The organism is Jeotgalibacillus sp. 10bf12 (assembly GCF_055597105.1).
Map to the genome: position 1 here is coordinate 2,602,463 of NZ_CP200276.1, position 23,978 is coordinate 2,626,440.

Annotated in this window: 25 protein-coding genes; 2 read left to right on the forward strand and 23 right to left on the reverse strand. The window is 39.3% G+C overall.

What is annotated here, in order from left to right:
• Positions 1-7: 7 nt before the first annotated feature.
• The 7 genes from rpsA to prsW all read right to left on the reverse strand — a co-directional run bounded on the left by rpsA (position 8) and on the right by prsW (position 6,257).
• On the reverse strand, positions 8-1,153 hold the full coding sequence (gene rpsA / locus DH10bf12_RS13530) for a 30S ribosomal protein S1 (protein ID WP_471735791.1): 1,146 nt from the start codon (positions 1,151-1,153) through the stop codon (positions 8-10).
• A gap of 126 nt (positions 1,154-1,279) precedes the next feature.
• Positions 1,280-1,861 (reverse strand): lysophospholipid acyltransferase family protein, encoded by a 582-nt coding sequence (locus DH10bf12_RS13535; protein WP_471735792.1) that lies wholly within the window; start codon positions 1,859-1,861, stop codon positions 1,280-1,282.
• Positions 1,858-2,544: a (d)CMP kinase gene (cmk, locus tag DH10bf12_RS13540; protein ID WP_471735793.1), complete on the reverse strand. Its 687-nt coding sequence runs from the start codon at positions 2,542-2,544 to the stop codon at positions 1,858-1,860. The genes DH10bf12_RS13535 and cmk overlap by 4 nt, the downstream gene beginning before the upstream one ends.
• Before the next feature lie 107 nt (positions 2,545-2,651).
• Positions 2,652-3,284, reverse strand: coding sequence for a flagellar brake protein (locus DH10bf12_RS13545; RefSeq protein WP_471735794.1), 633 nt, complete (start codon positions 3,282-3,284; stop codon positions 2,652-2,654).
• An 81-nt stretch (positions 3,285-3,365) separates the two neighbouring features.
• Positions 3,366-4,676, reverse strand: coding sequence for a germination protein YpeB (ypeB, locus tag DH10bf12_RS13550; RefSeq protein WP_471735795.1), 1,311 nt, complete (start codon positions 4,674-4,676; stop codon positions 3,366-3,368).
• Between the two features lie 16 nt (positions 4,677-4,692).
• Entirely contained in the window at positions 4,693-5,463 is a 771-nt protein-coding gene (gene sleB / locus DH10bf12_RS13555; protein ID WP_471735796.1) for a spore cortex-lytic enzyme, read from the reverse strand.
• 128 nt (positions 5,464-5,591) lie between these two features.
• On the reverse strand, positions 5,592-6,257 hold the full coding sequence (gene prsW / locus DH10bf12_RS13560) for a glutamic-type intramembrane protease PrsW (protein ID WP_471735797.1): 666 nt from the start codon (positions 6,255-6,257) through the stop codon (positions 5,592-5,594).
• Positions 6,258-6,341: 84 nt separating this feature from the next.
• Between prsW and DH10bf12_RS13565 the strand changes: the two genes are divergently transcribed.
• Positions 6,342-7,313, forward strand: a complete 972-nt coding sequence (locus tag DH10bf12_RS13565) for an asparaginase (protein WP_471735798.1) — start codon at positions 6,342-6,344, stop codon at positions 7,311-7,313.
• A 27-nt stretch (positions 7,314-7,340) separates the two neighbouring features.
• Here the strand turns inward: DH10bf12_RS13565 and DH10bf12_RS13570 are convergent, their stop codons facing one another.
• The 8 genes from DH10bf12_RS13570 to DH10bf12_RS13605 all read right to left on the reverse strand — a co-directional run bounded on the left by DH10bf12_RS13570 (position 7,341) and on the right by DH10bf12_RS13605 (position 14,727).
• Positions 7,341-8,306, reverse strand: a complete 966-nt coding sequence (locus DH10bf12_RS13570) for a YpdA family putative bacillithiol disulfide reductase (RefSeq protein ID WP_471735799.1) — start codon at positions 8,304-8,306, stop codon at positions 7,341-7,343.
• A gap of 90 nt (positions 8,307-8,396) precedes the next feature.
• Entirely contained in the window at positions 8,397-9,308 is a 912-nt protein-coding gene (locus tag DH10bf12_RS13575) for a MerR family transcriptional regulator (protein ID WP_471735800.1), read from the reverse strand.
• A gap of 88 nt (positions 9,309-9,396) precedes the next feature.
• Complete coding sequence (locus tag DH10bf12_RS13580; RefSeq protein ID WP_471735801.1) at positions 9,397-10,143, reverse strand: metallophosphoesterase; 747 nt, start codon at positions 10,141-10,143, stop codon at positions 9,397-9,399.
• Between the two features lie 141 nt (positions 10,144-10,284).
• The gene (locus DH10bf12_RS13585; protein ID WP_471735802.1) at positions 10,285-10,917 is read right to left on the reverse strand and encodes a CBS domain-containing protein; all 633 of its coding nucleotides are present in this window, start codon (positions 10,915-10,917) and stop codon (positions 10,285-10,287) included.
• 81 nt (positions 10,918-10,998) lie between these two features.
• Positions 10,999-11,667 carry a LysM peptidoglycan-binding domain-containing protein gene (locus DH10bf12_RS13590; RefSeq protein ID WP_471735803.1) on the reverse strand — a complete coding sequence of 223 codons (669 nt, stop codon included), beginning with the start codon at positions 11,665-11,667 and terminating at the stop codon, positions 10,999-11,001.
• 1 nt (position 11,668) lies between these two features.
• Positions 11,669-12,235, reverse strand: coding sequence for a CPBP family intramembrane glutamic endopeptidase (locus tag DH10bf12_RS13595; RefSeq protein WP_471735804.1), 567 nt, complete (start codon positions 12,233-12,235; stop codon positions 11,669-11,671).
• Complete coding sequence (locus DH10bf12_RS13600; RefSeq protein ID WP_471735805.1) at positions 12,236-13,672, reverse strand: RecQ family ATP-dependent DNA helicase; 1,437 nt, start codon at positions 13,670-13,672, stop codon at positions 12,236-12,238. It abuts the gene before it with no gap.
• Positions 13,594-14,727, reverse strand: coding sequence for a YpbB family protein (locus DH10bf12_RS13605; RefSeq protein WP_471735806.1), 1,134 nt, complete (start codon positions 14,725-14,727; stop codon positions 13,594-13,596). Before DH10bf12_RS13605 ends, DH10bf12_RS13600 begins: the two co-directional genes overlap by 79 nt.
• 192 nt (positions 14,728-14,919) lie before the next feature.
• Here DH10bf12_RS13605 and DH10bf12_RS13610 point away from each other — a divergent pair, with 192 nt between their 5' ends.
• Positions 14,920-15,168, forward strand: a complete 249-nt coding sequence (locus tag DH10bf12_RS13610) for a ferredoxin (RefSeq protein ID WP_471735807.1) — start codon at positions 14,920-14,922, stop codon at positions 15,166-15,168.
• Between the two features lie 24 nt (positions 15,169-15,192).
• On the opposite strand, the gene DH10bf12_RS13615 is transcribed toward DH10bf12_RS13610, so the two are convergent.
• The 8 genes from DH10bf12_RS13615 to DH10bf12_RS13650 form a co-directional block, all read right to left on the reverse strand.
• Entirely contained in the window at positions 15,193-16,422 is a 1,230-nt protein-coding gene (locus DH10bf12_RS13615; RefSeq protein ID WP_471735808.1) for a hypothetical protein, read from the reverse strand.
• Complete coding sequence (gene sigX / locus DH10bf12_RS13620) at positions 16,419-16,940, reverse strand: RNA polymerase sigma factor SigX (protein ID WP_471735809.1); 522 nt, start codon at positions 16,938-16,940, stop codon at positions 16,419-16,421. Before sigX ends, DH10bf12_RS13615 begins: the two co-directional genes overlap by 4 nt.
• Positions 16,941-17,192: 252 nt before the next feature.
• Complete coding sequence (locus tag DH10bf12_RS13625; protein ID WP_471735810.1) at positions 17,193-18,956, reverse strand: ATP-binding protein; 1,764 nt, start codon at positions 18,954-18,956, stop codon at positions 17,193-17,195.
• Positions 18,953-19,666: a response regulator transcription factor gene (locus tag DH10bf12_RS13630; protein ID WP_322421039.1), complete on the reverse strand. Its 714-nt coding sequence runs from the start codon at positions 19,664-19,666 to the stop codon at positions 18,953-18,955. The genes DH10bf12_RS13625 and DH10bf12_RS13630 overlap by 4 nt, the downstream gene beginning before the upstream one ends.
• A gap of 63 nt (positions 19,667-19,729) precedes the next feature.
• Entirely contained in the window at positions 19,730-20,938 is a 1,209-nt protein-coding gene (gene ccsB, locus DH10bf12_RS13635; protein WP_471735811.1) for a c-type cytochrome biogenesis protein CcsB, read from the reverse strand.
• The gene (locus DH10bf12_RS13640) at positions 20,892-22,574 is read right to left on the reverse strand and encodes a cytochrome c biogenesis ResB family protein (RefSeq protein WP_471735812.1); all 1,683 of its coding nucleotides are present in this window, start codon (positions 22,572-22,574) and stop codon (positions 20,892-20,894) included. The genes ccsB and DH10bf12_RS13640 overlap by 47 nt, the downstream gene beginning before the upstream one ends.
• On the reverse strand, positions 22,571-23,125 hold the full coding sequence (gene resA / locus DH10bf12_RS13645; protein ID WP_471735813.1) for a thiol-disulfide oxidoreductase ResA: 555 nt from the start codon (positions 23,123-23,125) through the stop codon (positions 22,571-22,573). Before resA ends, DH10bf12_RS13640 begins: the two co-directional genes overlap by 4 nt.
• A gap of 105 nt (positions 23,126-23,230) precedes the next feature.
• Positions 23,231-23,962 carry a pseudouridine synthase gene (locus tag DH10bf12_RS13650; RefSeq protein WP_471735814.1) on the reverse strand — a complete coding sequence of 244 codons (732 nt, stop codon included), beginning with the start codon at positions 23,960-23,962 and terminating at the stop codon, positions 23,231-23,233.
• Positions 23,963-23,978 lie beyond the last annotated feature (16 nt).

Consider the following 23,978-nt stretch of genomic DNA (forward strand, 5'->3'; position numbering starts at 1 on the left):
CACCTAATTACTTATCATTATTTAAATCTTTTAGTTTGTCCCCTATCATTTCACCAAGCTGGAAACCTGAAGATTCTTCAGGCATTTCATAGCCTTGTGATGAAGAGCCTTTATCTTCTTTCAGCTCTTTGATCGAAAGTGATAGTCTTTGATCATTAACATTCACATCCAGTACTTTTACCTGAACCTGTTCACCTTCATTTAATACTTCATGCGGAGTCCCGATATGCTGATGTGAAATTTGTGAAATGTGAACCAGACCTTCAACGCCCGGGAATACCTCCACAAAAGCTCCATAAGATACGAGGCGTCTCACTTTACCATCGAGAACAGCTCCTCTTGGGGCTTTTTCTTCTATGCCTGTCCAAGGCCCTGGTAAAGTTTCTTTAATTGACAGTGAAATTCTTTCGTTATCACGATCAACAGAAAGTACTTTGACCTGTACTTTTTGACCTTCTTCTACAACATCGGACGGTTTTTCAACATGTTGATGAGACAACTGTGAAATATGAACCAGTCCGTCTACACCGCCAATATCTACAAAGGCTCCAAAGTCAGTAATGCGCTGAACTGTCCCGTCCAGAACATCATTAGCCTGGATATTTTCAAGCAGTTCCTTCTTTTTCTCAGCCTTTTCTCCTTCAATTACAGCACGGTGAGAAAGAATCAGTCTGTTTTTCTCTTCGTCAAGTTCTACAATTTTAAAAGTAAGAGATCTACCTCTGTAATCTTCAAAATCTTCTACATAGTAATCCTCAACAAGAGAAGCAGGTACGAAGCCTCTTACACCTAGATCAACAACAAGTCCGCCTTTCACAACGTCTTTGACCTCAGCTTCAAACACTTCTTCTGTTTCATATCTGCGCTTCATTTCTTCCCACGCTTTTTCCGCTTCAACTTTACGTTTAGAGAGCACGAGCAGTTCTTCTTCAACCTTAGTGACGACCAGGTCCAGCTCGTCCCCTTCATTCACAACGTCAGAGGCTTTTTCTACATGGAGGCTCGAAAGTTCTGAGATCGGAATAATACCGTCTATCTTGCTGTCTTTTATATCCACAAGAACCTGTTTTTCCTCCACCTTGGTTACAGTACCGGTAACCCGATCTCCTACCTCTAATGAGTTTACTTCGATGTTGTTCATATCCTCTGTCATATGTACTCCTCCTTAATCCAAGACTGCTGAAATTGTATTAAATGTGAAAAAATTCACAGTTTAATGTTAAATTCAGAATATACTACTAACTTCTAATAAATAGCCCTGTTTGTCAAGCGAGAACTTTTATCGATGATTGTCGGAAAGTGTTTTAATCTCATTCATAATGATTTCGGTTACTTCAGTAGCAGATGCTTTTCTTTCTTTTAATTCAGCCATATCAATCGGTTTACCATAAACTACCTTAAGGCGTCTTGAGAATTTATACGGCCCAATTATTGCACAAGGAACAACTGCAGCATCAGATCTCAATGCAAAAAATCCTGCACCTGCAAGTCCTTTTCCAATCTGACCATCCTTACTCCTGGTGCCCTCTGGAAATAAACCGACAACATGACCATCTTTTAATTGTTTCAGACCTTTACGCAGAGCTTCACGGTCACTCATCCCTCTTTTTACCGGAAATGCATTCAGATTAGGCAGCAGCTTTTTCAGAATTGGCATATTAAAAAGTTCTTCTTTTGCCATAAATGAAACCGGACGTGGCGAAGTAATGCCTACAACAGGAGGGTCAAGTACATTAATGTGATTTGCACAAATTAATACGCCTCCATGTTCCGGTATATGTTCTTTACCCACTGTACGTATTCTGTAAGCGGGCGTAAGTACAGATTTTACTAATCCTTTTGCAAAAGAGTATAAATTCATAATGATGCCCCCCGATCAGCAGCTAACTCAGTCACTTTGTTTACTACTTCTGAAATTGACATATGCGTTGTATCAAGCTCTATTGCATCTTCTGCTTTTACTAGCGGGGATACAGCTCTTGTTGAATCAATATGATCACGCTTTTCTATTTCAGCTTTAAGCTCTTGCAGATCCGATATGATTCCCTGTTTCTGGTGTTCTTCGAAGCGTCGTCTTGCACGCTCCTCAGCTGTAGCTGACATAAATATTTTCAGTTCAGCATCTGGAATAACAGCTGTCCCGATATCACGTCCATCCATCACGATGCCGCCATTTTTCACAAGCTCCTGCTGTCTTCTGACCATTTCACTTCTGACAAGTTTATGGAGCGCAACATCAGAAACATTCTGAGTGACAATTTGCTGCCTGATTTCTGGAGTGACTTCTTTTTCATCTAAATAAACAAGCTGCCCATCTTTACCTGGCTTTAGCTCTATTACTGTATTCAATAAAAGGTTATATAATTCCTGCTCATTTTTAGGATCAATCTGACTTTTTAATGCTTTGTAAGTAAGCGTGCGATACATTGCACCTGTGTCTATATAGATAAAACCTAATTTTTCAGCTATTTTTTTTGCTGCTGTACTTTTGCCGGCAGCGGCCGGTCCGTCTAGTGCAATTCGAATGTTCTTAGTATTATTCACTGGCGATTCTCCTCAATCTAATATAATCTCAATTATTGTATCATAACATGGTCCTTAAAATAGGTATCAAAAACGCGCCTGCTTAAGTAAAAGCAGACGCGTTACGTTTATTTTTCCTTCATTTTCAGCTGGCATTCAAACGTATACCGGAGTAAAAGCTGTCTTTCGAGTGCGGTCAGATTGTTAAACTTAAGCATACCGATCTGAACACGATTTACAACTTTGGTGCGCGTAATTTCACCAGCAGCTTTTAAATATTGGTTATCACCATTCCGCATAGGAAGCACCATAAACAACCCGACCGTATCTCCAGAATGAAAATCCATACCATCTTTTAAAATAAAAGATAGCCCTCCGGCACTGACATCTTCAGTTACGGTATTGAAATTAGCCATTTCAGTTTTCACTGATAAATCTATTGAAGTATTTACCCGGACAAATTGCCTGCGCTGCACTTTAATTAAGTCCTTTTCATCGGGCTGATCCAGTAATATCATAGGAATGTTTACATTTTTACGACCTTTCACTTCCGTTTCAAATGAAAAGGCATCATTATTCTCGGATGTATAGCTAATCCTTAATTGCATTCCATCAATTAAAAATACAGTTTTGTTTGTAGTCATATTAATTGGATAATCAATAAACAGCTTACCGTCACTGATTTCAACCAGTCTGCTTTTATATTTATCATGGCTTGAAGCATGCATTGGTTCAATCGTTAGAACTGTTCCTATTTTCATCTGATACACCCACCTATACTCGGATATATAGGTATTATCGCACAGAAAAAAACTTTTTCAATTCCTTTTTCAGTAAATCCTCTATAGCTTTTCTACTTTTTCTTCCTGTCCGTTTTCTGCATTGATATAGATCCGGAATGTTTCTTCCTTCGTTATACCCGTGAATTCGTAACACAGCACATGCTCATCAACCTCATTTCTGATCAAAGTCATTCTTGTCTCGCCATTTTCGAATTCTGAATGCAACAAGGAAAGTGCTTCATTCTCTGTCAATTTTATCTGCGGAATTTCAATCTCCCCGTGACCTGCCCAGTAATCATAACCGGTAAACCCGAGAATTTCTCCATTATCAAGTGCAACCTTAATATAGACTGAATCATCAAGCACCCAAATGTCACTGTCTTTCAGGTACCTTGAGAATGTGAGGGAAGCACTGTGATCAGTTTGTTGTCCTTTTTCAAGCTTAAGATCATTCAGATCATTTTGATTAAGAAACTTTTCAGCTTCAGTAACAGATTCATTCAGGCTGAGATTCGCCTCAGTGACTTCTCTATCCTTAATCATATAAAGCGGATATCCCCCCTTAACCGAGAGGTCCATCGAAAACGATTCTTCGGTGTCTGTAACGGATATAAATGGATAAGTCGATCCTTTAAGGCTTTTCGAAACATTAGCATTTTCCAGCTGCATACCGGAAAACTTTTCAGCAATACTTAATGCATCATCTGGTTGTATCTCATTTCCTGTCAGATGCTGAAGCTGTTTTCTGCGCTGTGAAGCAGTTTCCTGATCTGTTGGTGCAAAGGTTTCAGATGCATACCCTTTTACAACTCCATCAACTTTGGCAAATCCATCAACAACCGGCTGTGCTTTCGCATCACCAGTGGCCATGAGCTGCTCCAGATCAAGCCAGCTGAGTTCTTCTTCCAGAATTCTGCTCTGGATTGTTCTCAGCTCATTCTGTATCTCTGCTGACTGATCATACAATTGTTCAAGTTTTTTGTATTCATCGACTGTGAGTGGCTCTGAAGAAAGGTCCCTCACTGAAGTTAAATAGCTGAACTCGCCAATCTTCATCAGAAACTTTTCCATTTCACTGAAAGGCAAGACACCTAATGGCAGTTGACCAATATCTGAGTGAATCATCGAAGTTAATCTCCAGACTTCTGTGAGTGCGGGGGATAATGTTCTCCCCCCATTCATCGCTAAAGTTGATCCGATTTCATCATGCAGTAGATCCATTTGAAAAGTCATTTCATGAAAGGCACGCTGGTACTGGTTTTCCATATGATTTTGCAGTGCATTTGCCTGACCCTTCTGATAAGCTGCGAAGGCAGCAGCTGAAAAGGCACATAAAAATAACACAATTAAAATTATTTTTTTCCAGTTCATTTTTCATTCTCCTTATTTATAGGCAGAAAATATGTTCACCAATCTTTTTGATTTGCGGTCTGGACCAGATCCATTTGCTGGTTGCAGTTACCGGGTTAAAATAATATAATGCGTTCTCAGACGGGTCCCACCCGTTTATTGCATCCATTACAGCCCTTCTTGCCTGATCATCCGGCGTCAGCCAGATTTGACCATCAGCCACAGCAGTGAATGCTAGAGGTTCAAAAATAACAGCTGATGCGGTATTAGGAAATGCTTCATCTTCAATTCTGTTCAAAATAACTGCAGCTACAGCAACCTGCCCTTCGTATGGCTCTCCTCTTGCTTCACCGTAAACTGCATTAGCCATTAGTTTAATATCATTTTCTGAATAACCGTTTGGTAGTTTCAGCTTTTTGGATACCGTTTCTGTTTTAACCTGATTCTTTAAAGGGGTTCCTCCATAATGAGTAAATTTAACTCCCTTATTGAGGTTTTCCCTTACGAAGGACTCATTGTAGTCACTTGCATTAATTAATTTCTGTCTCGTTTCCGGACCTGCAAGCCCGTCAATGTCCATACCATAATCAGACTGAAAATTTCTCAATGCCCAGTAAGTGCCCCAACCAAAATCTCCATCAATTTGCCCTTTGTAATAGCCGATATACTGAAGTCTTGACTGCAGTTCAATGACATCATCCCCAAAAGCGCCTTTTTGAATCACCTGCCCACTGAAGGCATCAGTTACTGATACATTGCTGAAAAAAATTGAAAAAGCCAATAAACACATACAAAAGTTTTTCTGCATACAGATTCCTCCTGTCAAACTGATACTAATAATCTGAACCAATTCAGCTATTCTATACAATTCAATTATTGAATATGGAACATCAGACTTTTCATAAATTACAAAAAAAGCATGCAGGCGCATGCTTTTCAGGTCAGTTTTGTTTTATGATGATGATCTGTCAGGATATGAGCTTTTTTCACTTTCCACAAACCCAGCCACCAGAGAAATAACATGAAAGGAACCATATAATAGATCCAGTTCCTGCTGCTAATCAGAATAAAGTCATATGTAGTATGAAGCAATATGGGCAATATAAGAGAAATAAATATAAATAAATTTTTATTCATGTGAAATTTTGCTTTTCCTATGTAATAACCCATTACGACACCGAAAAGTGCGTGACTTGATACAGGAAGGAGTGCTCTCCCGACCGCTGCATCAAGTCCGTATACTGCGAGATATAATACGTTTTCAAGAGTGGCAAACCCAAGTGATACAGCTGCACCGTAAACAATACCATCATAAGGTTCATCGAATTCTACAAGATGAAAAATAAAAAAGTATAAAATAAACCACTTGAAAAATTCTTCTAATAATCCATAAGCCAGGAAAGATTGTATGAGTGTATTGGAAAAATCAGTCTCAACCTCAATCACATATTGTAAAAACATTACCGGGAATGTTACTGCAACACCTAATATAAACGCTCTGAATACGACTCTAACAGGCTCTGAGTCATATTGATCTCTTAAATAGAAGTAACTTAGAAGAGCAAGTCCCGGTGCTATCGCAGCTGAAATTAGAGCGATCATGCTGTTGCCTCTTTTCAATCCGTTTTTCTCATCGTATCATGGAAAAGAATTCATTTACACATATAACTTTTCGGGAGGCATAAAATGTCGAAAAAAACATTATTACTCATACATACCGGCGGCACAATCTCAATGTCTGAAGACGAATCAGGCGCTGTTAAAACAGAAGGTAACAATCCCCTGTTAAGACAAACACAGAATCTGAATGATTATGCTGACTTTATAGTGGAAGCACCATTTACACTGCCTTCACCTCATATCACACCGGATCATATGCTTGAATTGAAAAAACTGATTGAAAAGTATTATCTTGAACACGGCATCCATGGTGCTGTAATTACGCACGGAACAGATACTTTAGAAGAGACAGCATACTTTTTGGACCTTACACTCAGATTATCTATACCAATCGTTGTGACAGGTGCTATGAGATCTTCAAATGAGATCGGTTCGGATGGTCTTTACAATCTGATTAGCGCGGTCAGAGTTGCTACAAGTGATGAAGCCTTTGGCAAGGGTGTTCTAGTCGTTTTAAATGATGAAATCCATACTGCCGTTAATGTTACTAAAACTCACTCTAGTAACGTTTCTACCTTTCAGAGTCCGCAGTATGGTCCAATCGGAATTGTTACGAAGGCCGGTGTGCTGTTTCACCATACACCGAAATTAGATGTAAAGTACTCAATTTCTGCGCTCAGTAAAAATGTAGCAATCATCAAAGCCTATGCCGGAATGGATTCAAGGTTGCTCAGTGCACTGGCAGATCTGAATTTTGATGGCGTCATTATAGAAGCACTTGGTCAGGGGAATCTGCCGCCGGGGACAGTCTCCGGCATTGAGGACCTGATTAACAAAAATATCCCTGTCGTACTCGTATCCAGATGTTTTAATGGAATTACACAGGACGTGTATGGTTATGAGGGCGGAGGCAGGCAGCTGAAGCAAAAAGGTGTTATATTTTCTAATGGCCTGAACGGGCAAAAGGCAAGACTGAAACTGATGATTGGACTATCACAGTCTGATGATCCGGATTATATCGTATCCATGTTTAAATAATGATATTACATCAAAAAAGGAAGCTGCTTAGCTTCCTTTTTTGATAATTGCATCTGCTATTTGATTTCCGTGAAACCTGCCATTTTCAATAAAGATTTCATTAGCATTGTTACCGGCTGCGATAACACCTGCTATATAGATCCCTTCTACGTTTGTTTCCATCGTTTCAGGGTTAAACAACGGCCTGCCTGTATCATAATCAATATCCACACCCATCGCTTCAATAAATGAATGATCAGGGTGATAGCCGATCATAGCAAATACAATATCATTTTTTATTGTAATGTCCTTGAAGCCATCTGAATAAATTAATTCCTGATGTGAAATGTCCTTTATTTCTGTATTGAAGACCATCTTAACAGTGCCGTTTTTCACCAGCGCTTCAAATTCAGGAAGAATCCACGGTTTAATACTTTGTGAATATTCACTGCCTCTATAAAGTACTGTTACTCTTGCGCCAGCTTTTTGAAGTTCAATCGCTGCATCAACTGCTGAGTTTTTACCCCCAATGACAGCCACATCCAGATCGAAATAAGGGTGCGCTTCTTTAAAATAATGATGAACTTTTCCAAGCTCCGCTCCCGGACAGGTTAACTTATTCGGATGATCATAATAACCGGTCGCAACGATTACCTGTTCTGCTGAATAAAGATCTTTATCTGTCTGAATTAAAAACGAGCCGTCCTGCTTCGTTACATTCTCCACTTTCTCAAAACGGTTAATTCTTAAGTCGTGCCTTGAGGCCACTTCTCTATAATAAACTAACGCCTGATTCCTCTTAGGCTTATGCTGTTCAATGATAAATGGCACATTGCCTATTTCCAGTTTCTCACTAGAAGAAAAAAAAGTCTGGTGAGTAGGATAGTGATAAATGGCATTCACTATATTTCCTTTCTCAATAATCAGAGGATTAATTCCTTTATGTTTAAGTTCGATCGCTGCTGACAGTCCACATGGACCTCCGCCGATAACGATTACCTGTTCTTTATTCACTTCATTCACTCCTCGATGCAACGCGATGTATGCCGATTATTTAAAAAACTCCTATCTTATCATAATAGGAGTTTTTGCATTCTGATACAATTAATTTGCTGACATATTTAATGATTTACTGATCCAGTCTTCCCAATCTTCCTTATTCAGCCCGACGAGATTTTTTTCATAACCTTTTTTTTCGTCATCATTCATCATATTGACTGCATGTCCGCCAAGACCGATTGCCAGATCCTTATACTCACCTTCAAGCTCAGTAATCAGATCCTTTGCACGGGATAAATTGGCTTTTAACGTGCATGACATAAAAAGCAACCTCGGTTCAACTGTATCTAGAACAGTTTGAATATCTCCTTCTTTTATGCTGGATCCAAGATAAATCACATTAAAACCTTTTCTTCGAATGTATAGTGTGAATATCAGCAGACCCAGTTCATGCCACTCTCCCGGAGAACATACCGCTACCACTTTTGGTAAGAAGTTATTCTGAGGAAAAGAATGCATCAGAATGCCGATTCTCGATCTTAATATTGATGTTGCAAAATGCTCATGAGCCGTGGTAATCCTGCCTTCTTCCCATAGTAGACCGATTTTGATTAATATACTGCCTAGTATATCAATCAGGACTTTATCGACTGTGTATAAAGAAAAAGCCTCATTGATCAGATCATGCGCTCTGCTCTCATCAAATTTCATTAAAGCATTCAATAACTCTTCTTTAAGTACTGTCAGCTGATTTTCATTTTGATTATCTGACATGATATGGTCATGTTCCTGTTCAGAAAGTGCAACTGCCTGACTGATTGTAAAGCCTGCATTTACTTTTGAAACCAGCCATTTAAGTTTTCTGATATGTTCATCGGTATATAATCTATGCCCGGAATGATTTCGTACTGGGGCAATCATCTGGTATCTTCTTTCCCATGCTCTGAGCGTACCCGGTTGAATCCCAAGCATATTAGAGACAGCTTTTATATTATATTTTCCTTCATCAGCTTTCATGGCCGACCTCCTGCTTAAGACTGTTTGATACTTAATTATATATTCATTATACAAAGATGTAAAATTTGTATAGGTTTTATATAACTTTTTAGGAGATCGTAAGCAGGTGAACTTCAGACTTTGCTCCAAGTCTCATAGGGATCAGCGTCGTTCCATATCCGTTACTAATTAATTGTGTATACTGTTGATGTTGAATAAGATTCCCTTTTTGATAAGGACCACACCCCATCACCCTGATTTGACCTCCATGGGTATGACCGCTAAGGATGATCCGGACCTGATCTGCATACTGTACGTCATGTAACTTTCTCGTTACTCTCGGGTCGTGACTCAGGAGGATCACATCCTTCTCACCAACATCACTTAACGCCTTTATAAGATCATCTTTTTGATAATTGATATCTCCTATTCCTGCTATGGCGATTTGATCGTTAATCATATCGGAATCATTTTCTAGGACCTTTATTCCTTCAGCTTCGAGAATGTCAGTCAGCTTTCTTTTATTTACTTCCTCATCATTATTACCATATACAAAATAGGCTTTCCCTGCTTTTGCAATGAGTGATGCATTATACTGAACCCTCTCGAAAGGTACACCTTTTTCTGTCATATCCCCTCCAATTAGAATCAAATCCGCTGCAGGCAGCGAACGAAACCATTTTTCAGGAATTTTACGCCGGTGTATATCTGAAATAAAGAGCACTTTTAATGGTTTAAAAGTAGATGCGTCTTTTAATTTAATGTGGTGTGTGATCAGATTGTTTTCAAATGCTCTCTTTATCATCCATGATCCTAAAGAAAGGCAAAAAATAATGCCTGCATATATATATTTCATTTTATCCTCCCGGGTAAGCCGCTATAATCATTAAACAATGTTTCATTATATACGATTAAGGCTCAACTGAATACAACTTAACCTGAAAACCTTCTAATCAAAAAAATCATTTCCCCGCGATCCGGAGAAATGATTTGAGTTTTAATCCTCTTTTATATCCAGTATTCTGAACCCGGATTTTTCAAGTTGCTTGAGAAATTTATCAAGATTATCTTTCTTTTCAATTTTCAATACGATTCTTCTGACAAGTTTATCAGTTTCATCAAAAGTAACAAGAGAGATAACAGATTCATGAAATTGTTGAATAATTTCTGCCAGACGGGAAATTCTGCCCTCGGTTTCTACAGAAGTGAATGCAATCCGAACACCTTCTTTATGCATACCAAACGCACTCCGGAATTGATTGAACACGTCATACCTTGTCACAATCCCCTTAAACCTTCTTTCAGTATCTACGACTGACATCAGAGGAAAATCATTTAATTGGTACAGTGTCGTCTCAAAGATTTCATCACCCTGCAAAAAGTTACCCTGATGTGTAAGGATATCCCCCGCCTTCCTGGATGCATAGAAATCTTCTTTGGAAAGACCGGATTTAAAGAAATCCTGATAAATGTGATATCTTGTCGTTACACCTTCATATGTATCGCCCTTTAAAACAGGCAGCGCATCCACTTCTTTTTCTTCGAGCAGGCTTATTACGTTATGAATAGATTCATCAGATTGAACTGTATAACATTTTACTGCCGGAACCATCGCACTTTTAACGAACATTTTATTCACCCCAATTGATTAATTACAGCAAAGCTGTTTGTATAATCATTCTATAAAGAATGACTAAATCCCTTTATCCTTTTATGGCAGTTGTAAAACCTGTCCAACATAAATTTCATTGTCACCAAGATTATTCAGCTGTCTAAGCTGTTCAACCCCATTAGGTCCAAGCCCGTAATTAACTGAAATTCTATACAGTGTTTCATTAGCCTGCACGGTATGAGTTGAACCTGATGGCTCAGATGGCTGCTCTGTTTCCGCTGGCGTTTCTTCAGCTGGCTGTTCTGCCGGTTCTTCTGCTGGCTCTTCTGGTGCTTCAACCGTTTCTTCGGCAGGTGCTTCTTCCTGAACTTCCTCAGCAGGCTCCTCTTCGGGAACTTCTTCTGATTCTTCTTCATCATTTGTAACACCCGCTAAAACAGGTTCAGCTTTGTCACTTAAAGCTGTTTCTCTATTTTTTTCAATTTGAAATTCATTGGAATTTTCAAGCGTTGCATTCGTGATGCCTGAATCATTGTTTGAAAAGAAAAAGATCGAAACTAAAACAACTGTTAAAGGCAGGAGTACAAACGATGCCAGCAGTAACCCGATTAGAGGAAAAGGTTTTTTGCTGGATTTTTTTTCTTCTCTCTTTTTCCCATGCAGTTCAAGTCTGGATTTTACATCATCCTGATTTTCCTTCTCGCTGCTGGCAGCTAATAATTCTTTTCGGTCTTTTTCAGCGCGGTCTCTGTAAGGATCTCTTTTCATATTAAACCCCTTCTTTATTGGAATAATGAATATAAATACCTAATATATAGTCTATTATAAAGTGAATAATGAAAACTGACCATAGACTTTCGCTAGATTCATACACATATCCCAAAAGAAAACTTAAAATAGTAACATTTATCAGCAGATAAAAGTTTTTCAGGTATCTGAAATGTACTGCGATGAAGAGAATACTTGCCGGAATAAAACCAATGTGAGTTTGTAAAACCCCACGAAATAACAGCTCTTCACTGAAAGCAATAAGTATTGTGATGAATAAAATTTGTATAGGGTTAAGACACGTAAAAAGTTGTTCATTGATCCCGCCGTCATCAAACGCTCTTTTTGGCAAAAGCCTCATCAGCAGCAGGTCTGCTAGTACACAGATCAACCCAATAAATACACCTACCAATAACACCTGTACACTTATATTAAATATATCAGTAAATTGACTGAAACGATCAAACAATAATAAAGCCAGTATAAATGCAACAGATAAAATTAAAATCTGTGTATAAATCACAGCCTGTTTAAGTACATGACACGGGTAAACTTTAGAACTGTTCATTCATTCTCCTATCAAAAGAAGGTTTAATTGATCTTTCCAGTGAATGATTTTTGGTTTTTCACATCTGCTGATTATCTTAATATCTTCCAGCCCGCACCGGTCACAGCACTGCTTCTGCTTTACTTCCAGTTCCTCACCGAAGAAGTGGAGCAAAGTTTCCCTTCTGCATCCTTTTGTATCAATATAATTTTTTAGATCAAGCACCTGCCTGCGTTTTTTCTGCAGTCTGGTTTCCAGCAGTTGATCCACTTCCTCTGCCCAGGAGTGAGCGCTCATATGCTCAATGTAATAAAGCAAAACTCTCAGTTGTGTATCCGATAACATCAGCTCCTGCTGAATTGCCTCAGCCTGTTTCCCGGCAGTATAAAATTGATAAAAATTTTTGATTTGAATAAATGCCGGTTTTTCAAACTCTGCAAGCTGTAAAGGAATGGCTGCATCATGGCTGCTGTATAACAAAACAGCATGCGCCTGCTCACCATCTCTGCCAGCTCGTCCAATTTCCTGAAGAAAATTCTCGATGGATGAAGGCATGTGGTAATGAATAACAGTCCTGATGTTTTCTTTATTAATACCCATTCCAAATGCATTCGTAGCAAAAATCCAGTCCAGCTGACCTGTTATGAACTGCTGTTGTATTAAAATTCTCTGATCGGTTTCAATGTCACCATGATATACTGCAGACCTTACGCCATTAGATGCCGCTTTGGCCTGCAGTTCCTCCGCTTTCTTTTTACTCGAAAAAAAGACAATACCCGGCGCCTGATTAAATGACATCTCATCAATCAGCTTTTGTTCCTTTTCAAATGAATCCTCAAGGTGTTTCACTTCAAGTGCTATGTTCGGACGATTAACTGAAAAAACCCATTCTTTCCAATCGTTTAGTTGCAGTTTCACAGCGATATCACGTCTGATTTCTTCGGTAGCTGTTGCGGTTAATGCGAGTGTACAGGGGTTACCAAGTGCTTTTTTAAATGAACCGAGCTTCAGATAATCCGGCCTGAAATCAGGTCCCCACTGAGAAATACAATGTGCTTCATCAACTACCAGCAGACCGATTCCGATTTCTTTCAGCTTGGTCAGCACTTCAGCTGATGATAGCATTTCCGGAGATAAAAAAATAAATCTGTAAGACGCAAGATGACGGATTAAATGCTTCTTTTCTTTAAAGTTTAGAAATGAATTGATCGCCGCTGCTCTTTTTTCTCCCCTTAATTTAATCTGATCAACCTGGTCCTGCATTAAAGATAATAAAGGGGAAATAATCAAAATCCTTTCATTGTTTACATAAGAAGGATACTGATAACAAAGACTTTTCCCTGTACCTGTGGGAAGCATCGCGATCGTATCCTGTTTATTTAATATCGTTCTGATGATCTCTTTTTGTCCTGTTCTGAACTTGTCATACCCAAACTTTTCTTTAAGTAATTCTTCCAACGGAGTTCACCTCTTTCTGCTTTTGCCAGCACCAGTCTAATTTGAAAATAATCAGCCTCAGGGACATGTTCTTTTATGTACTTCAAACGGTTACTTTTCCCCTGAAATGTTCGGATTTCCTCTGCCAATTGTTCTGTAATAAACGAAAGGATAGGAAAATGCTGATCTAGCAATGCAATTTCAAGTATATGATCCTCTATTGTACTTCTTTTTAACCTTCTGACTGAGGCAATCTGATCGATTGATAGGTTTCTCTTCACATATTGATATGTTTCTTCAGTAGATTTTGTAAAGGGGATAGATTTTAGCTCCTGTGTCTCCATCATTTCAGATAAAAGCGGAAAACAGGTTTTGTCACCCTCAATCACTGTAAAAATATAGTGGAGTACATTTATCCAACGTGTTAATATTTCATCCTGTCCGCAGTTAAATTGATCTGCAAGCTGAAAGTTTGTTTGTCCAATCTGATTGTATCCGGATAGCTGCTGAACAATCAGATCCGGAGAGTCAGGAAAGTCATCCCTCTCAAAAAGTACTGTTAATTCTCTGTTTAGCTGTAAAGTATAGTCATTTAACTGGTCCCGGTTTTTGCTGATCAACTTTTTAACCCACTGCTGTACATAGAAATCCCTGGTGACAGGAATAAACTGATGCTGTGAATAAATCAGATTTGACCCGGTCTGAACGGTAAGTGTGAGTCTTTTCCAAAACAGGTGTGTGATCTGGTGGTATTTCCATCCGTTCAAATAAACAGGAAAAGGATGAATAGTGAAGAACTCAGCCAGTTCTTTTCGTCCTTTAGCAGTGAGCCTGAACTTTAATTCTTCTTGCTCATCGACCATGCCATTATGCTTTAAAAACTCAATTCTCTGATTATAATATGATCTTTTCATAGACCGGTATAATTGAAATAGTGGAGAGATGCCATACAACTGTGCGTCCTGTATAGTTTGTGAGGTTTTTTTGCCCTTTAGAAGATGATAAATTGAGGATTGTGTTCTTTCACCATTAATAATATCAAGACCTGTTAGCACAATTGCATCCAGATAATTCATAAGAATACTCCTTCATATTAGTAGTAAATATATTTTAACACTCCCCGGGAAGGTTCAACAGTTTTCTTTCTTTTGTAGATGGGTATTATGAAATTAAGTACCCTTCAGTATTGAAAATCCATACACGTACGAGTAAAATAAGGAATGGACATTTTCACTATATTTAAATGCTTGAACAAGGAGGTAATCTAATTGGCTAAATATACGATCGTAGATAAAGATACATGTATTGCTTGCGGTGCCTGTGGTGCTGCAGCTCCTGACATTTATGATTATGACGATGAGGGCATCGCATTTGTTGTTCTTGATGACAATGAAGGAACAGTAGAGGTGCCGGAAGTTCTTTACGATGATATGCTTGATGCATTTGAAGGCTGCCCGACAGATTCAATTAAAGTAGCGGATGAGCCATTTAATGGTGATGCATTAAAATACGAATAAAAAAAGCTCCCGAGGGAGCTTTTTTTATTGCAGAAATGCTGTGTTTCCACCGATAGGAACACGTACCGGCTCATTGAAGTTATATCCTGCGATAAAATCATCTTCAAGACCATTAAACCGCACTGAATTGATAGCGAAAGATTCTGCAGTCAGCAAAATCGATTCAATCAGCTGCCTCTTTTCGATTTCATTAGTTTCAGTAAAATCCCCTTCGAATGATACCGTCATATCTGAGCCATTCACCTCGTAATTGATATCCACGTTTTCTGGAACCGGGGATTCATATTGATCATTCGGCACGTTTTCTTCTATTGCATTCAACGCTTCCTGAACAGAGCTGAATTGATCATCGCTTTTTGCATAAAAGTAACTGCCATCTTCATTCTCGTAAATGTAGAACCCTTTGTTATCATGATTTAAATCATATGTTTCTACACGTCCGAATTCACCAATTTCTGCAATTTCATTGTTTTCATCAATGATTCTGAATTGATCATAAAATGACCCGAAAGTTTCCTTTAACACATCAATTAATAAGACAGCGGATGCGCCCTGTGTTTTCTCATCGAGGTTATCGATTAAACCTGACACAGTATCCCCTTCTACACTTAAGTTTTGGCTGACCGGATGGTAATCCATAAATCCGAAAGATGCTTCATCTATTTTGTCTGCCCACTCCTGATACAGTGAAAGTGCTGATTGATCCGCAGCACCATGTGGAACTACAAATGTAAAAGGAATAACAAATGCATCTCTAGTCACAAGACCTGCTTCGAAATACATGTTATTACCTAGGTCTTCCTCAAACAGTATTCCTTTTTCACTTTCTTCTTCAATTGTTACTGTATCTAATTCTTCTTCTGCAGCAGGCTCCTCTGTAGATTCTTCAATACTTTCCGCCACTTCATCAGCATCAGACGACTCATAAATTTCAATATTTTGTTCTTCAGGTGAATCCTGAGTTGCTTCTTCACTCATCTCTTCTTCAGCAGGTTCTTCTGCGACAGGAAGTGCTATGTCTGAAGACTGCTGATCAGAGGAGGGGTCTTCATTAAAAAAAACGGGAGCGAGAATTGCCATTAAAGCGACAGCAGCGGTTCCGGCTGCAACGGGCATCCAGTGAAACGTTTTATTTTTTCTATTACGCAGTTTCACATGCTGATACACATCTTCCGGATTGATCCGGTTATTAATTACAGGAAATTTTTTCAGTTCATTTTCGATTTCCTGTTCAGTCCACTTACGTTTACTCATTGCACTCCCTCCTCCTCATCTGACATCAGTTCCTTCAGCTTTTTAATTGCCCTGTGCTGAGTCGTTTTTACTTTTCCTTCTGTCCATCCCAGAACCTCTGCAGTTTCACTAATATTCAAATCCTGTATATACCGTGTAATGATCACCATTTTCTGATCGGTTGTACAATTGTCAAGACAGGCATAAAGCTTCTTTACCTGCTCACTTTGCTCAGCAATTTCATCAGGCAGCGGCCCGCCTCCTGATAATTCACGCTCTCCCCAGTCAAAGTGTTCCATTACTCTCTTTCTGATTGTTTTTTGCTTTCTGAAATAATCAACTGTAACATTTTTAGCAATAGAGAATAACCAGGTTTTTTCCGAGCTCTTCCCTTCAAAACGGTGATAGGAATTCATCACTTTAATAAATACTTCCTGAAGTAAATCTTCAGCAGTGTCTCTGTTTCTGACCATGTATATTAAGAATTGAAAAACATCCTGCTGATACTCTGTATACAGTCTTTTAAAAACGGAGTCCATCAACCGTCTCCTCCCCGTTCATACCATTAGTCGTATAGCATGAAAAAAAGTTTCTTTCTTCAGCACATTTTCAAACTTCATACTTCGTGTTGTTTTTCACATACTCATTTTACATGACCTGACATTTGATATAAACATAGAATTAAAAAAAGTAACACAAAAAGCAGACGCATACACCTATAAATGAGTAAACATAGAATGGATAACTCATTTGCAGGCATAGCAGTCTGCCTTTTAGTACTTATAAAAAAGTTAGCAGGGAAGATAAAAAGAGAATATTGTCCCTTCCTCCACTTTACTTTCAGCTTTAATCTTACCTTTATGGGCATGTATCAGATTTTTAACAATCGCAAGCCCCAAACCGGTACCAGCTCTTCCTCTGGTTCTTGCTTTATCGGCTTTATAAAACCGCTCAAAAATAAACGGAAGGTCATCTTCAGGAATGCCAACGCCATTATCGATCACATCAAAACGGATAAATTGATGTTCTTTTTGCGTTTTAATGGTTATCTTACCATCCGCTCTCGTATGTCTGATTGCGTTATCTAAAAGATTTGTCAGTACCTGCTCTATTCTGTCAGGATCAATACTAATCGCAGCATCATCATCAAGTCCAGTCTGATAGGACATCGTAATATCTTCGTTACTCAGCCCAAGCTTAAACTTTGATAAGACCCTTGAGGAGAATTCGTTCACGAGTACTTCCTCTTTGTTCAGGACAATATGCCCCGCTTCCATTCTTGCAAGGTCAAGCAGTTCATTGACGAGTCTGCCCATTCTTAAAGATTCATCATAGATGACTTTTGCAATCTCTTTTCTTTCCTCGTCACTTTGAGGTATATCATCGATAATAGCTTCACTGTATCCTTGCAGCATTGAAATCGGCGTTCGTAATTCATGGGACACATTTGCGATAAAATCTTTTCTGAGTGTTTCAAGCTTTCTTTCCTCTGTCATATCTCTAAGGACCGCTACTGCTCCCCTAACCGTCTGACCGCTATAAAGCGGGCTGATAATCGCTGCATAGGAACGTCCGTTTACTTCAAGCTCACCTACTTGTTCCTCATTCGTTTTCATCACTCTTGTAATCAGAGATTCAAGCGTTGGCGGCAGTGCGAGCTTTGTGTATCCTTCCTGCTCATCATACCAGTTCTGCAGAAAACGCTCAGCTGGTGGATTAGAGACGAGAACTGTACAATCTTTATTGAAAGTTATGACACCGTCTGCCATTGAGCTGAGTACGCTTGAGAGCTGTTCTTTCTCCTGGCTGAGCGCATCAAGATGATGTTTCAGCTGCCTGCCCATCTGATTAAAAGCAGTCGCCAATTCACCGATTTCATCATTGGAGAGGATTGGCACTTTAGTGTCAAACTTACCTCTTGCAACTTCGAAAGCACCTTCTCTCATTTTCCTGAGGGGAGCTGTGATTCTTGTAGACAGGAAAAATGCAAAAATCGTTGTTAGGATAATGGCGATAGCGGCTGCAAGAATGATCAGTCTCGTTGTTTGTTCAGTTGTTTGCTGAATTGCTTCTAAAGACTGATAAACATATACGGCACCGGTCGTTTCCCCATTTTCACTGCTGACAGGTGCACCGACAACCATGATATTGTTATACCGGTTATCAAAGTCGTCTCCTGATGGAAATTCATCCTGCACTACTGTTCCATCTAAATATATTCTTTCCATGGATTTACTGCGGTTAATTGCCTGCATTGTATCCTCAAAAGATAACTCATCGGAATAAAAAACCACTTCATCATTGATCTCGACAAATGAGTGAACGGGATCATCCAGTATTTCAGCTACAATTTGAATACTCATATCAAGATCATCATGTTCTTCTAAAATACTGGCTGATTTTTGTGCTTCATATCTTAAAGACTCTTCCACTTCTTCTACATGATAGTTCTGAAAAAACTCCAGCAGCAGAATTGTAAGGATGAATAAAACAAAGGAGACAAGCAGCAGAATTGTCATCCACAGCTTGCCTACTACGCTTCTCCAGATTCTCATTCGTCAACCTCAAACTTATATCCTACTCCCCATACAGTTACAATCATTTTTCCTGCTTTTTCAGATACTCTGTTCAGCTTCTCACGCAATCTTTTCACGTGTGTATCAACTGTCCTGAGATCACCGAAGAATTCATAGTGCCATACTTCTTTTAACAGCTGTTCTCTGTCATATACTTTATCCGGACTTTTAGCTAAAAATAACAGCAGCTCATATTCTTTCGGTGTTAATGTTACCTCGTGGCCGTCTGCAGTAACACGGTGCGCATCATTATCTATTACCAGATGATTATAGGCGATCATATCTTTTGCTTTCGTATCTGTATTAACAAAACTGCTTGTTGCAGTTCTTCTTAAAAGTGCTTTAACACGAAGAACAACCTCACGCGGACTGAATGGTTTGACGATATAATCATCTGTTCCCACTTCAAATCCCTGTACGCGGTTTGCTTCTTCCCCTTTAGCAGTAAGCATGATGACAGGCGTGGTTTTTGTTTCACGAAGCTCCTTGCATACTTCAATCCCGTCTTTTCCAGGCATCATTAAATCAAGTAAAATGCAGTCAAAATCCTCTTCAAGGGCTTTCTTGAGTGCTTTTTCACCGTCTTCAGCCTCTTCTATAGTGTATCCTTCACGCTCGAGATACATTTTTAACAGCCTGCGGATTCTTTCTTCATCATCAACTACAAGAATATGACCAAGTTCATTCATTGAAGATCCCCCTCGTCGGATATGTATTTAAAAGAAGCCCTCACTTACACGTGAGGGCATTAATTAAGCGTAAGAGTGTAGTCCTGCAATAATCAGATTAACTGCTACCAGGTTAAACATAATAATAGCAAATCCAATTACTGCAAGCCAGGCTGAACGGTTTCCTTCCCAACCTCTTGACAATCTGAGGTGAAGGAATGCTGCATAAAATAGAAAAGTGATAAGCGCCCAAACTTCTTTCGGGTCCCATCCCCAAAAGCGTGTCCAGGCAATCTGTGCCCAGATCATTGCGAATATAAGTCCGCCAAGTGTAAATACCGGGAAACCGATTAATACTGAACGATAGCCGATTTCATCCAGCATATCCAGATTGGCTTTTCTGACAAGCGGCTGAAACAGTGCTGCCACTTTCTTTCTTGTAATTAATCTGATTAATAAGTATAAAATTGCACCAATTCCAACTGACCAGATTACTGTATTCAGTCTCGGTGCATTCACCAATGGATGCATTTCAAGTCCAGTTGAAAATGCTCCATCTGTCAGCAGTTCACCTTCATTAGGCGTCACTAATGCAGGCATCGTATATTGTACAACGGTTTCTTCTTCATCTGCATTAACAAACGTAAATTCAGATTCATAACCTGCAATTGAAAAAGTTGTTGCACTGATAACGAATCCCACAACGAGAATTATACTGAACATAATCGCTTCGAGCCAGAATGCCTGTTTACCTCCTTTTGAAAGATCTACGTCTTTTAATAGGAAGATCAGTCCCGCAACAAAGCTGATTGACAGAATCGCTTCTCCTGCTGCAACGGTAGATACGTGAATGGCTAACCAGTCACTCTGCAGAGCAGGAATAAGCGGTGATATGTCTCTTGGAAACATACTTGAATACGCAATGATCAGCAATGCGATCGGCAGTGCAAATACACCAAGTATATGAAGTCTGTAAATAAAATAAATAATGATAAATGACGCAACAAGCATCATTGCAAAAAATGTAATAAACTCAAACAGATTACTAACCGGCGCATGTCCTGAAGCAATCCATCTTGTAATAAAATATCCTAACTGTGCTGCAAAACCAATGATTGTAATTGTAATACCAATCGTGGCCCATCTGTTTTTTCCAGTCTGATTTGTATGTTTTTTTGATTTAATGGATCCTGCAAAAAATACAGTAGCTACAAGGTATAATAGAAATGCTGTATAAAGCAGGGTACTACTTATGCTGGCGAGTTGTGCCACTTTCTTTTTCCTCCTTCGCATTGCTGTTGGATTCTTTCAGTTCCTGATGATCTTCAGGCTGATCGAGTCCCGCATATTCGAATGCCGGAGCAATGTCTTTTTTCAATCCGTACCAGTTTTTATTCGTGTGTCCTGCTGCGTATAAGGTTCCATCAGGCCCCTGCTTGATCCAGATTCTTCTATGATTCCAGTATGCACCCACTACTACGCCGAACATAAAAATAGCGCCGCCAAGGGCCAATATCCACAAGGTTAAATCCTTTCTTACAGTTAAGCCGGAAAGATCTCTTGTTTCAATTCCGTTAAAGCTGATCTCATATTCATTTTCACCCAGTGGTTCAAGGTTTTGCTGAATGGCTACAAATGCCACTTCACCATCAGGGTGATCAGGCGAGATCATATTAAAAAGAAACGCAGGATTATTTGGCAGTGGTGATGCAGATTGCGGTTCACCGTCTTCAAAACCACTGAAATCAGGGAAATAGTCTGTTAATTCTACAGCATAACCATCACCAAGTTCGTACACACCGGATGTTTCAGGATCAAACAGGTTGACAGTAAACTCTCCAGCTGACTCACCAGTCTCTTTATTATCCATAGTAAAAGTCATTTTATAAAGTTCATCTTCGATATAATCGGTCTGATACAGCGCAAACTGATCAAACTTCATTGGTATATTAACTTGTATGGCATGATGCTGTATTTCAGTCAGTTCATCCTGTGAACCGGCTACTGCATCTTCATCTCTTTTGTATAAAATTGCATCAGTTTGGAAATTCTTTGCAATCGCGCCAGTACGCTGAATCGTCTGATCAAAGACTTCAGAATCTCCCTCCTGATATGTTTCAAGCATAAAGCCTTCGTTTTTCAGAAAGTATTCCTGATCAGTACCCGGGATCGATCTGGTTTCTCCTTCACGGATCCATAAAATTTCATCTACGTACATACCGGGAACAAATCTGAGCATTGCACCAATTAAAAAGATAATCAGCCCTGTATGGTTTATATAGGGACCCCATCTTGAGAATTGATTTTTTTCTGCAAGAAGATGACCGTTTTCCTGCCTTACTTTATAGCGCCTTTTTTTCAGACCCTGATTTAACTTATCGAGAACTTCAGAAGAAGCTTTCCCCTCATATGCTGAATATACACGCTGTCTTTTCAGAAAAGAGTCATGTCTTTCCACTCTTTGTTTCTTTAGTGCCTTGTATAGCGGTATTCCACGGTCCAGACTGGCAATAATAATTGACGTACCGATCGCCGCCACTAACAGCATGAACCACCATGAACCATACAGATCATGGAAACCAAGCACGTAATAGATTTTACCAGGAAGTCCATACCTGCTTTCATAATATTCCACCGCAGGAACATTTTGAGGAATAAAGAACTCCTGAGGGAAAATCGTACCGATTGCTGAAGCAATCAGTGTAATGATAATTAATGAGACACCGACTTTAACTGAAGAAAAGAAATTCCAGATCTTATCAATGATTGAAGCTTGATAAGTCTGGGATCTTCTGGCCATTCCCTCATAACGCATGACATCATGTGTTTTTCTTTTCGCAGCCGCCTCAGTCAGTGTACGCCCGCATGCCTGACATAATTCTGAGCCTTCGGGATTTTCGTGACCGCATTGACAAATAATTTTACTCATTCAGAAGACTCCTGACTATCAGGTTTAATCATTTCCATGTAGGACTTAACGTCTTCTTCAGTCATTTCACCTTTAATTACTTTTACAATTTCTCCTTCCGGACTCACCAATAGTGTAGTTGGAAGCGGTCCGATTGAGTATGCATCCATGACATCCTTGTTAACGTCTCTTACTACAGGAAAAGTCAGACCATATTCATTTGAGAAATTAGAGACTTTATAATGAGACTCACCTACGTTAACAGCAAGAACTTCAATCCCCTGGTCCTGATAAACCTCATATTGATTTTGCATATATGGGAACTCTCTTTCGCATGGCTTACACCAGGTTCCCCAGAAATTTAAAAATATACCCTGACCTTTATAATCAGAAAGCTGATGTGTTTCCCCATTCAGATCTTCAAGCTTGAAGTCAGGTGCCTGATCACCAGCTCCCACTAGCAGCCTTTCATCTCCTGCCACACTGGAGTAGATAGTGTATGATATTGCTGCCAGCAGCACCGCAAGAATAGAGACGCGCACAATCAGCCTCTGTTTTTTCTTCTTACTCACTTTTGCTACCCCCTTTTAATGCGTAAATCCATAAAGTTTCATTGTCATTATAGCATTCACAGGAATAGGACTAGCGTACAGTATTTGAATGAACTGTGAAACTTATCAGTTGTTCTGGCCATTTTCAGCGAGTGCTCTAAGCTGCTTTACTTCATGTGGAGAGAGCTCTCTGGATTCACCTGCATTTAATCCCGATAAATGAAGAAAACCGTATCGTTCTCTTTTCAGCTTCTGCACCGGATGACCGGCAGCCTCGAGCATTCTTCTTACCTGTCTGTTACGTCCCTCGTGAATCGTGATTTCAATAATCGTTTTATCCTTTTGCTTATCAGCTGAAACGACTTTAGCTCTTGCAGGAGCAGTCATCCCATCTTCAAGCTTAATCCCTTTTTCAAGCTTCTTAATTGTTTCTCTTTTAACAAGTCCTTTTACTCTGGCGATATAGGTTTTTGGCACTTCATATTTCGGATGGGTAAGCAGGTTAGCAAACTCCCCATCATTTGTTAACAGTAATACTCCCGACGTATCATAATCAAGTCGCCCGACAGGATAAATTCTTTCCTGAACGAATTCGAAATAATCGGTTACGACTTTCCGGTTTTTATCATCACTAACGGCAGAAATGACACCTGTTGGCTTATAAAATAAATAATACACCTTGTTTTCCCGCTCAATCTTGACACCTTCAACCTCAATTTTGTCTGAAGGCGTTACTTTTGTGCCTAGTTCTGTGACGGTTTTACCGTTCACTTTTACTTTTCCTGCTGCAATCAGTTCTTCTGCTTTTCTGCGTGAGGCTACACCAGCGTGCGCAATCACTTTTTGTAATCTTTCCATCTTTTACACCTCTTCA

What these genes read in the sequence shown, in the direction of transcription:
- rpsA (WP_471735791.1), bottom strand. Translation starts at nt 1,153, where the DNA reads ATGACAGAGGATATGAACAACATCGAAGTAAACTCATTAGAGGTAGGA.
- DH10bf12_RS13535 (WP_471735792.1), bottom strand. Translation starts at nt 1,861, where the DNA reads ATGAATTTATACTCTTTTGCAAAAGGATTAGTAAAATCTGTACTTACG.
- DH10bf12_RS13545 (WP_471735794.1), bottom strand. Translation starts at nt 3,284, where the DNA reads ATGAAAATAGGAACAGTTCTAACGATTGAACCAATGCATGCTTCAAGC.
- ypeB (WP_471735795.1), bottom strand. Translation starts at nt 4,676, where the DNA reads ATGAACTGGAAAAAAATAATTTTAATTGTGTTATTTTTATGTGCCTTT.
- sleB (WP_471735796.1), bottom strand. Translation starts at nt 5,463, where the DNA reads ATGCAGAAAAACTTTTGTATGTGTTTATTGGCTTTTTCAATTTTTTTC.
- prsW (WP_471735797.1), bottom strand. Translation starts at nt 6,257, where the DNA reads ATGATCGCTCTAATTTCAGCTGCGATAGCACCGGGACTTGCTCTTCTA.
- DH10bf12_RS13565 (WP_471735798.1), top strand. Translation starts at nt 6,342, where the DNA reads ATGTCGAAAAAAACATTATTACTCATACATACCGGCGGCACAATCTCA.
- DH10bf12_RS13575 (WP_471735800.1), bottom strand. Translation starts at nt 9,308, where the DNA reads ATGAAAGCTGATGAAGGAAAATATAATATAAAAGCTGTCTCTAATATG.
- DH10bf12_RS13580 (WP_471735801.1), bottom strand. Translation starts at nt 10,143, where the DNA reads ATGAAATATATATATGCAGGCATTATTTTTTGCCTTTCTTTAGGATCA.
- DH10bf12_RS13585 (WP_471735802.1), bottom strand. Translation starts at nt 10,917, where the DNA reads ATGTTCGTTAAAAGTGCGATGGTTCCGGCAGTAAAATGTTATACAGTT.
- DH10bf12_RS13590 (WP_471735803.1), bottom strand. Translation starts at nt 11,667, where the DNA reads ATGAAAAGAGATCCTTACAGAGACCGCGCTGAAAAAGACCGAAAAGAA.
- DH10bf12_RS13595 (WP_471735804.1), bottom strand. Translation starts at nt 12,235, where the DNA reads ATGAACAGTTCTAAAGTTTACCCGTGTCATGTACTTAAACAGGCTGTG.
- DH10bf12_RS13605 (WP_471735806.1), bottom strand. Translation starts at nt 14,727, where the DNA reads ATGAATTATCTGGATGCAATTGTGCTAACAGGTCTTGATATTATTAAT.
- DH10bf12_RS13615 (WP_471735808.1), bottom strand. Translation starts at nt 16,422, where the DNA reads ATGAGTAAACGTAAGTGGACTGAACAGGAAATCGAAAATGAACTGAAA.
- sigX (WP_471735809.1), bottom strand. Translation starts at nt 16,940, where the DNA reads ATGGACTCCGTTTTTAAAAGACTGTATACAGAGTATCAGCAGGATGTT.
- DH10bf12_RS13625 (WP_471735810.1), bottom strand. Translation starts at nt 18,956, where the DNA reads ATGAGAATCTGGAGAAGCGTAGTAGGCAAGCTGTGGATGACAATTCTG.
- DH10bf12_RS13630 (WP_322421039.1), bottom strand. Translation starts at nt 19,666, where the DNA reads ATGAATGAACTTGGTCATATTCTTGTAGTTGATGATGAAGAAAGAATC.
- ccsB (WP_471735811.1), bottom strand. Translation starts at nt 20,938, where the DNA reads ATGCGAAGGAGGAAAAAGAAAGTGGCACAACTCGCCAGCATAAGTAGT.
- DH10bf12_RS13640 (WP_471735812.1), bottom strand. Translation starts at nt 22,574, where the DNA reads ATGAGTAAAATTATTTGTCAATGCGGTCACGAAAATCCCGAAGGCTCA.
- DH10bf12_RS13650 (WP_471735814.1), bottom strand. Translation starts at nt 23,962, where the DNA reads ATGGAAAGATTACAAAAAGTGATTGCGCACGCTGGTGTAGCCTCACGC.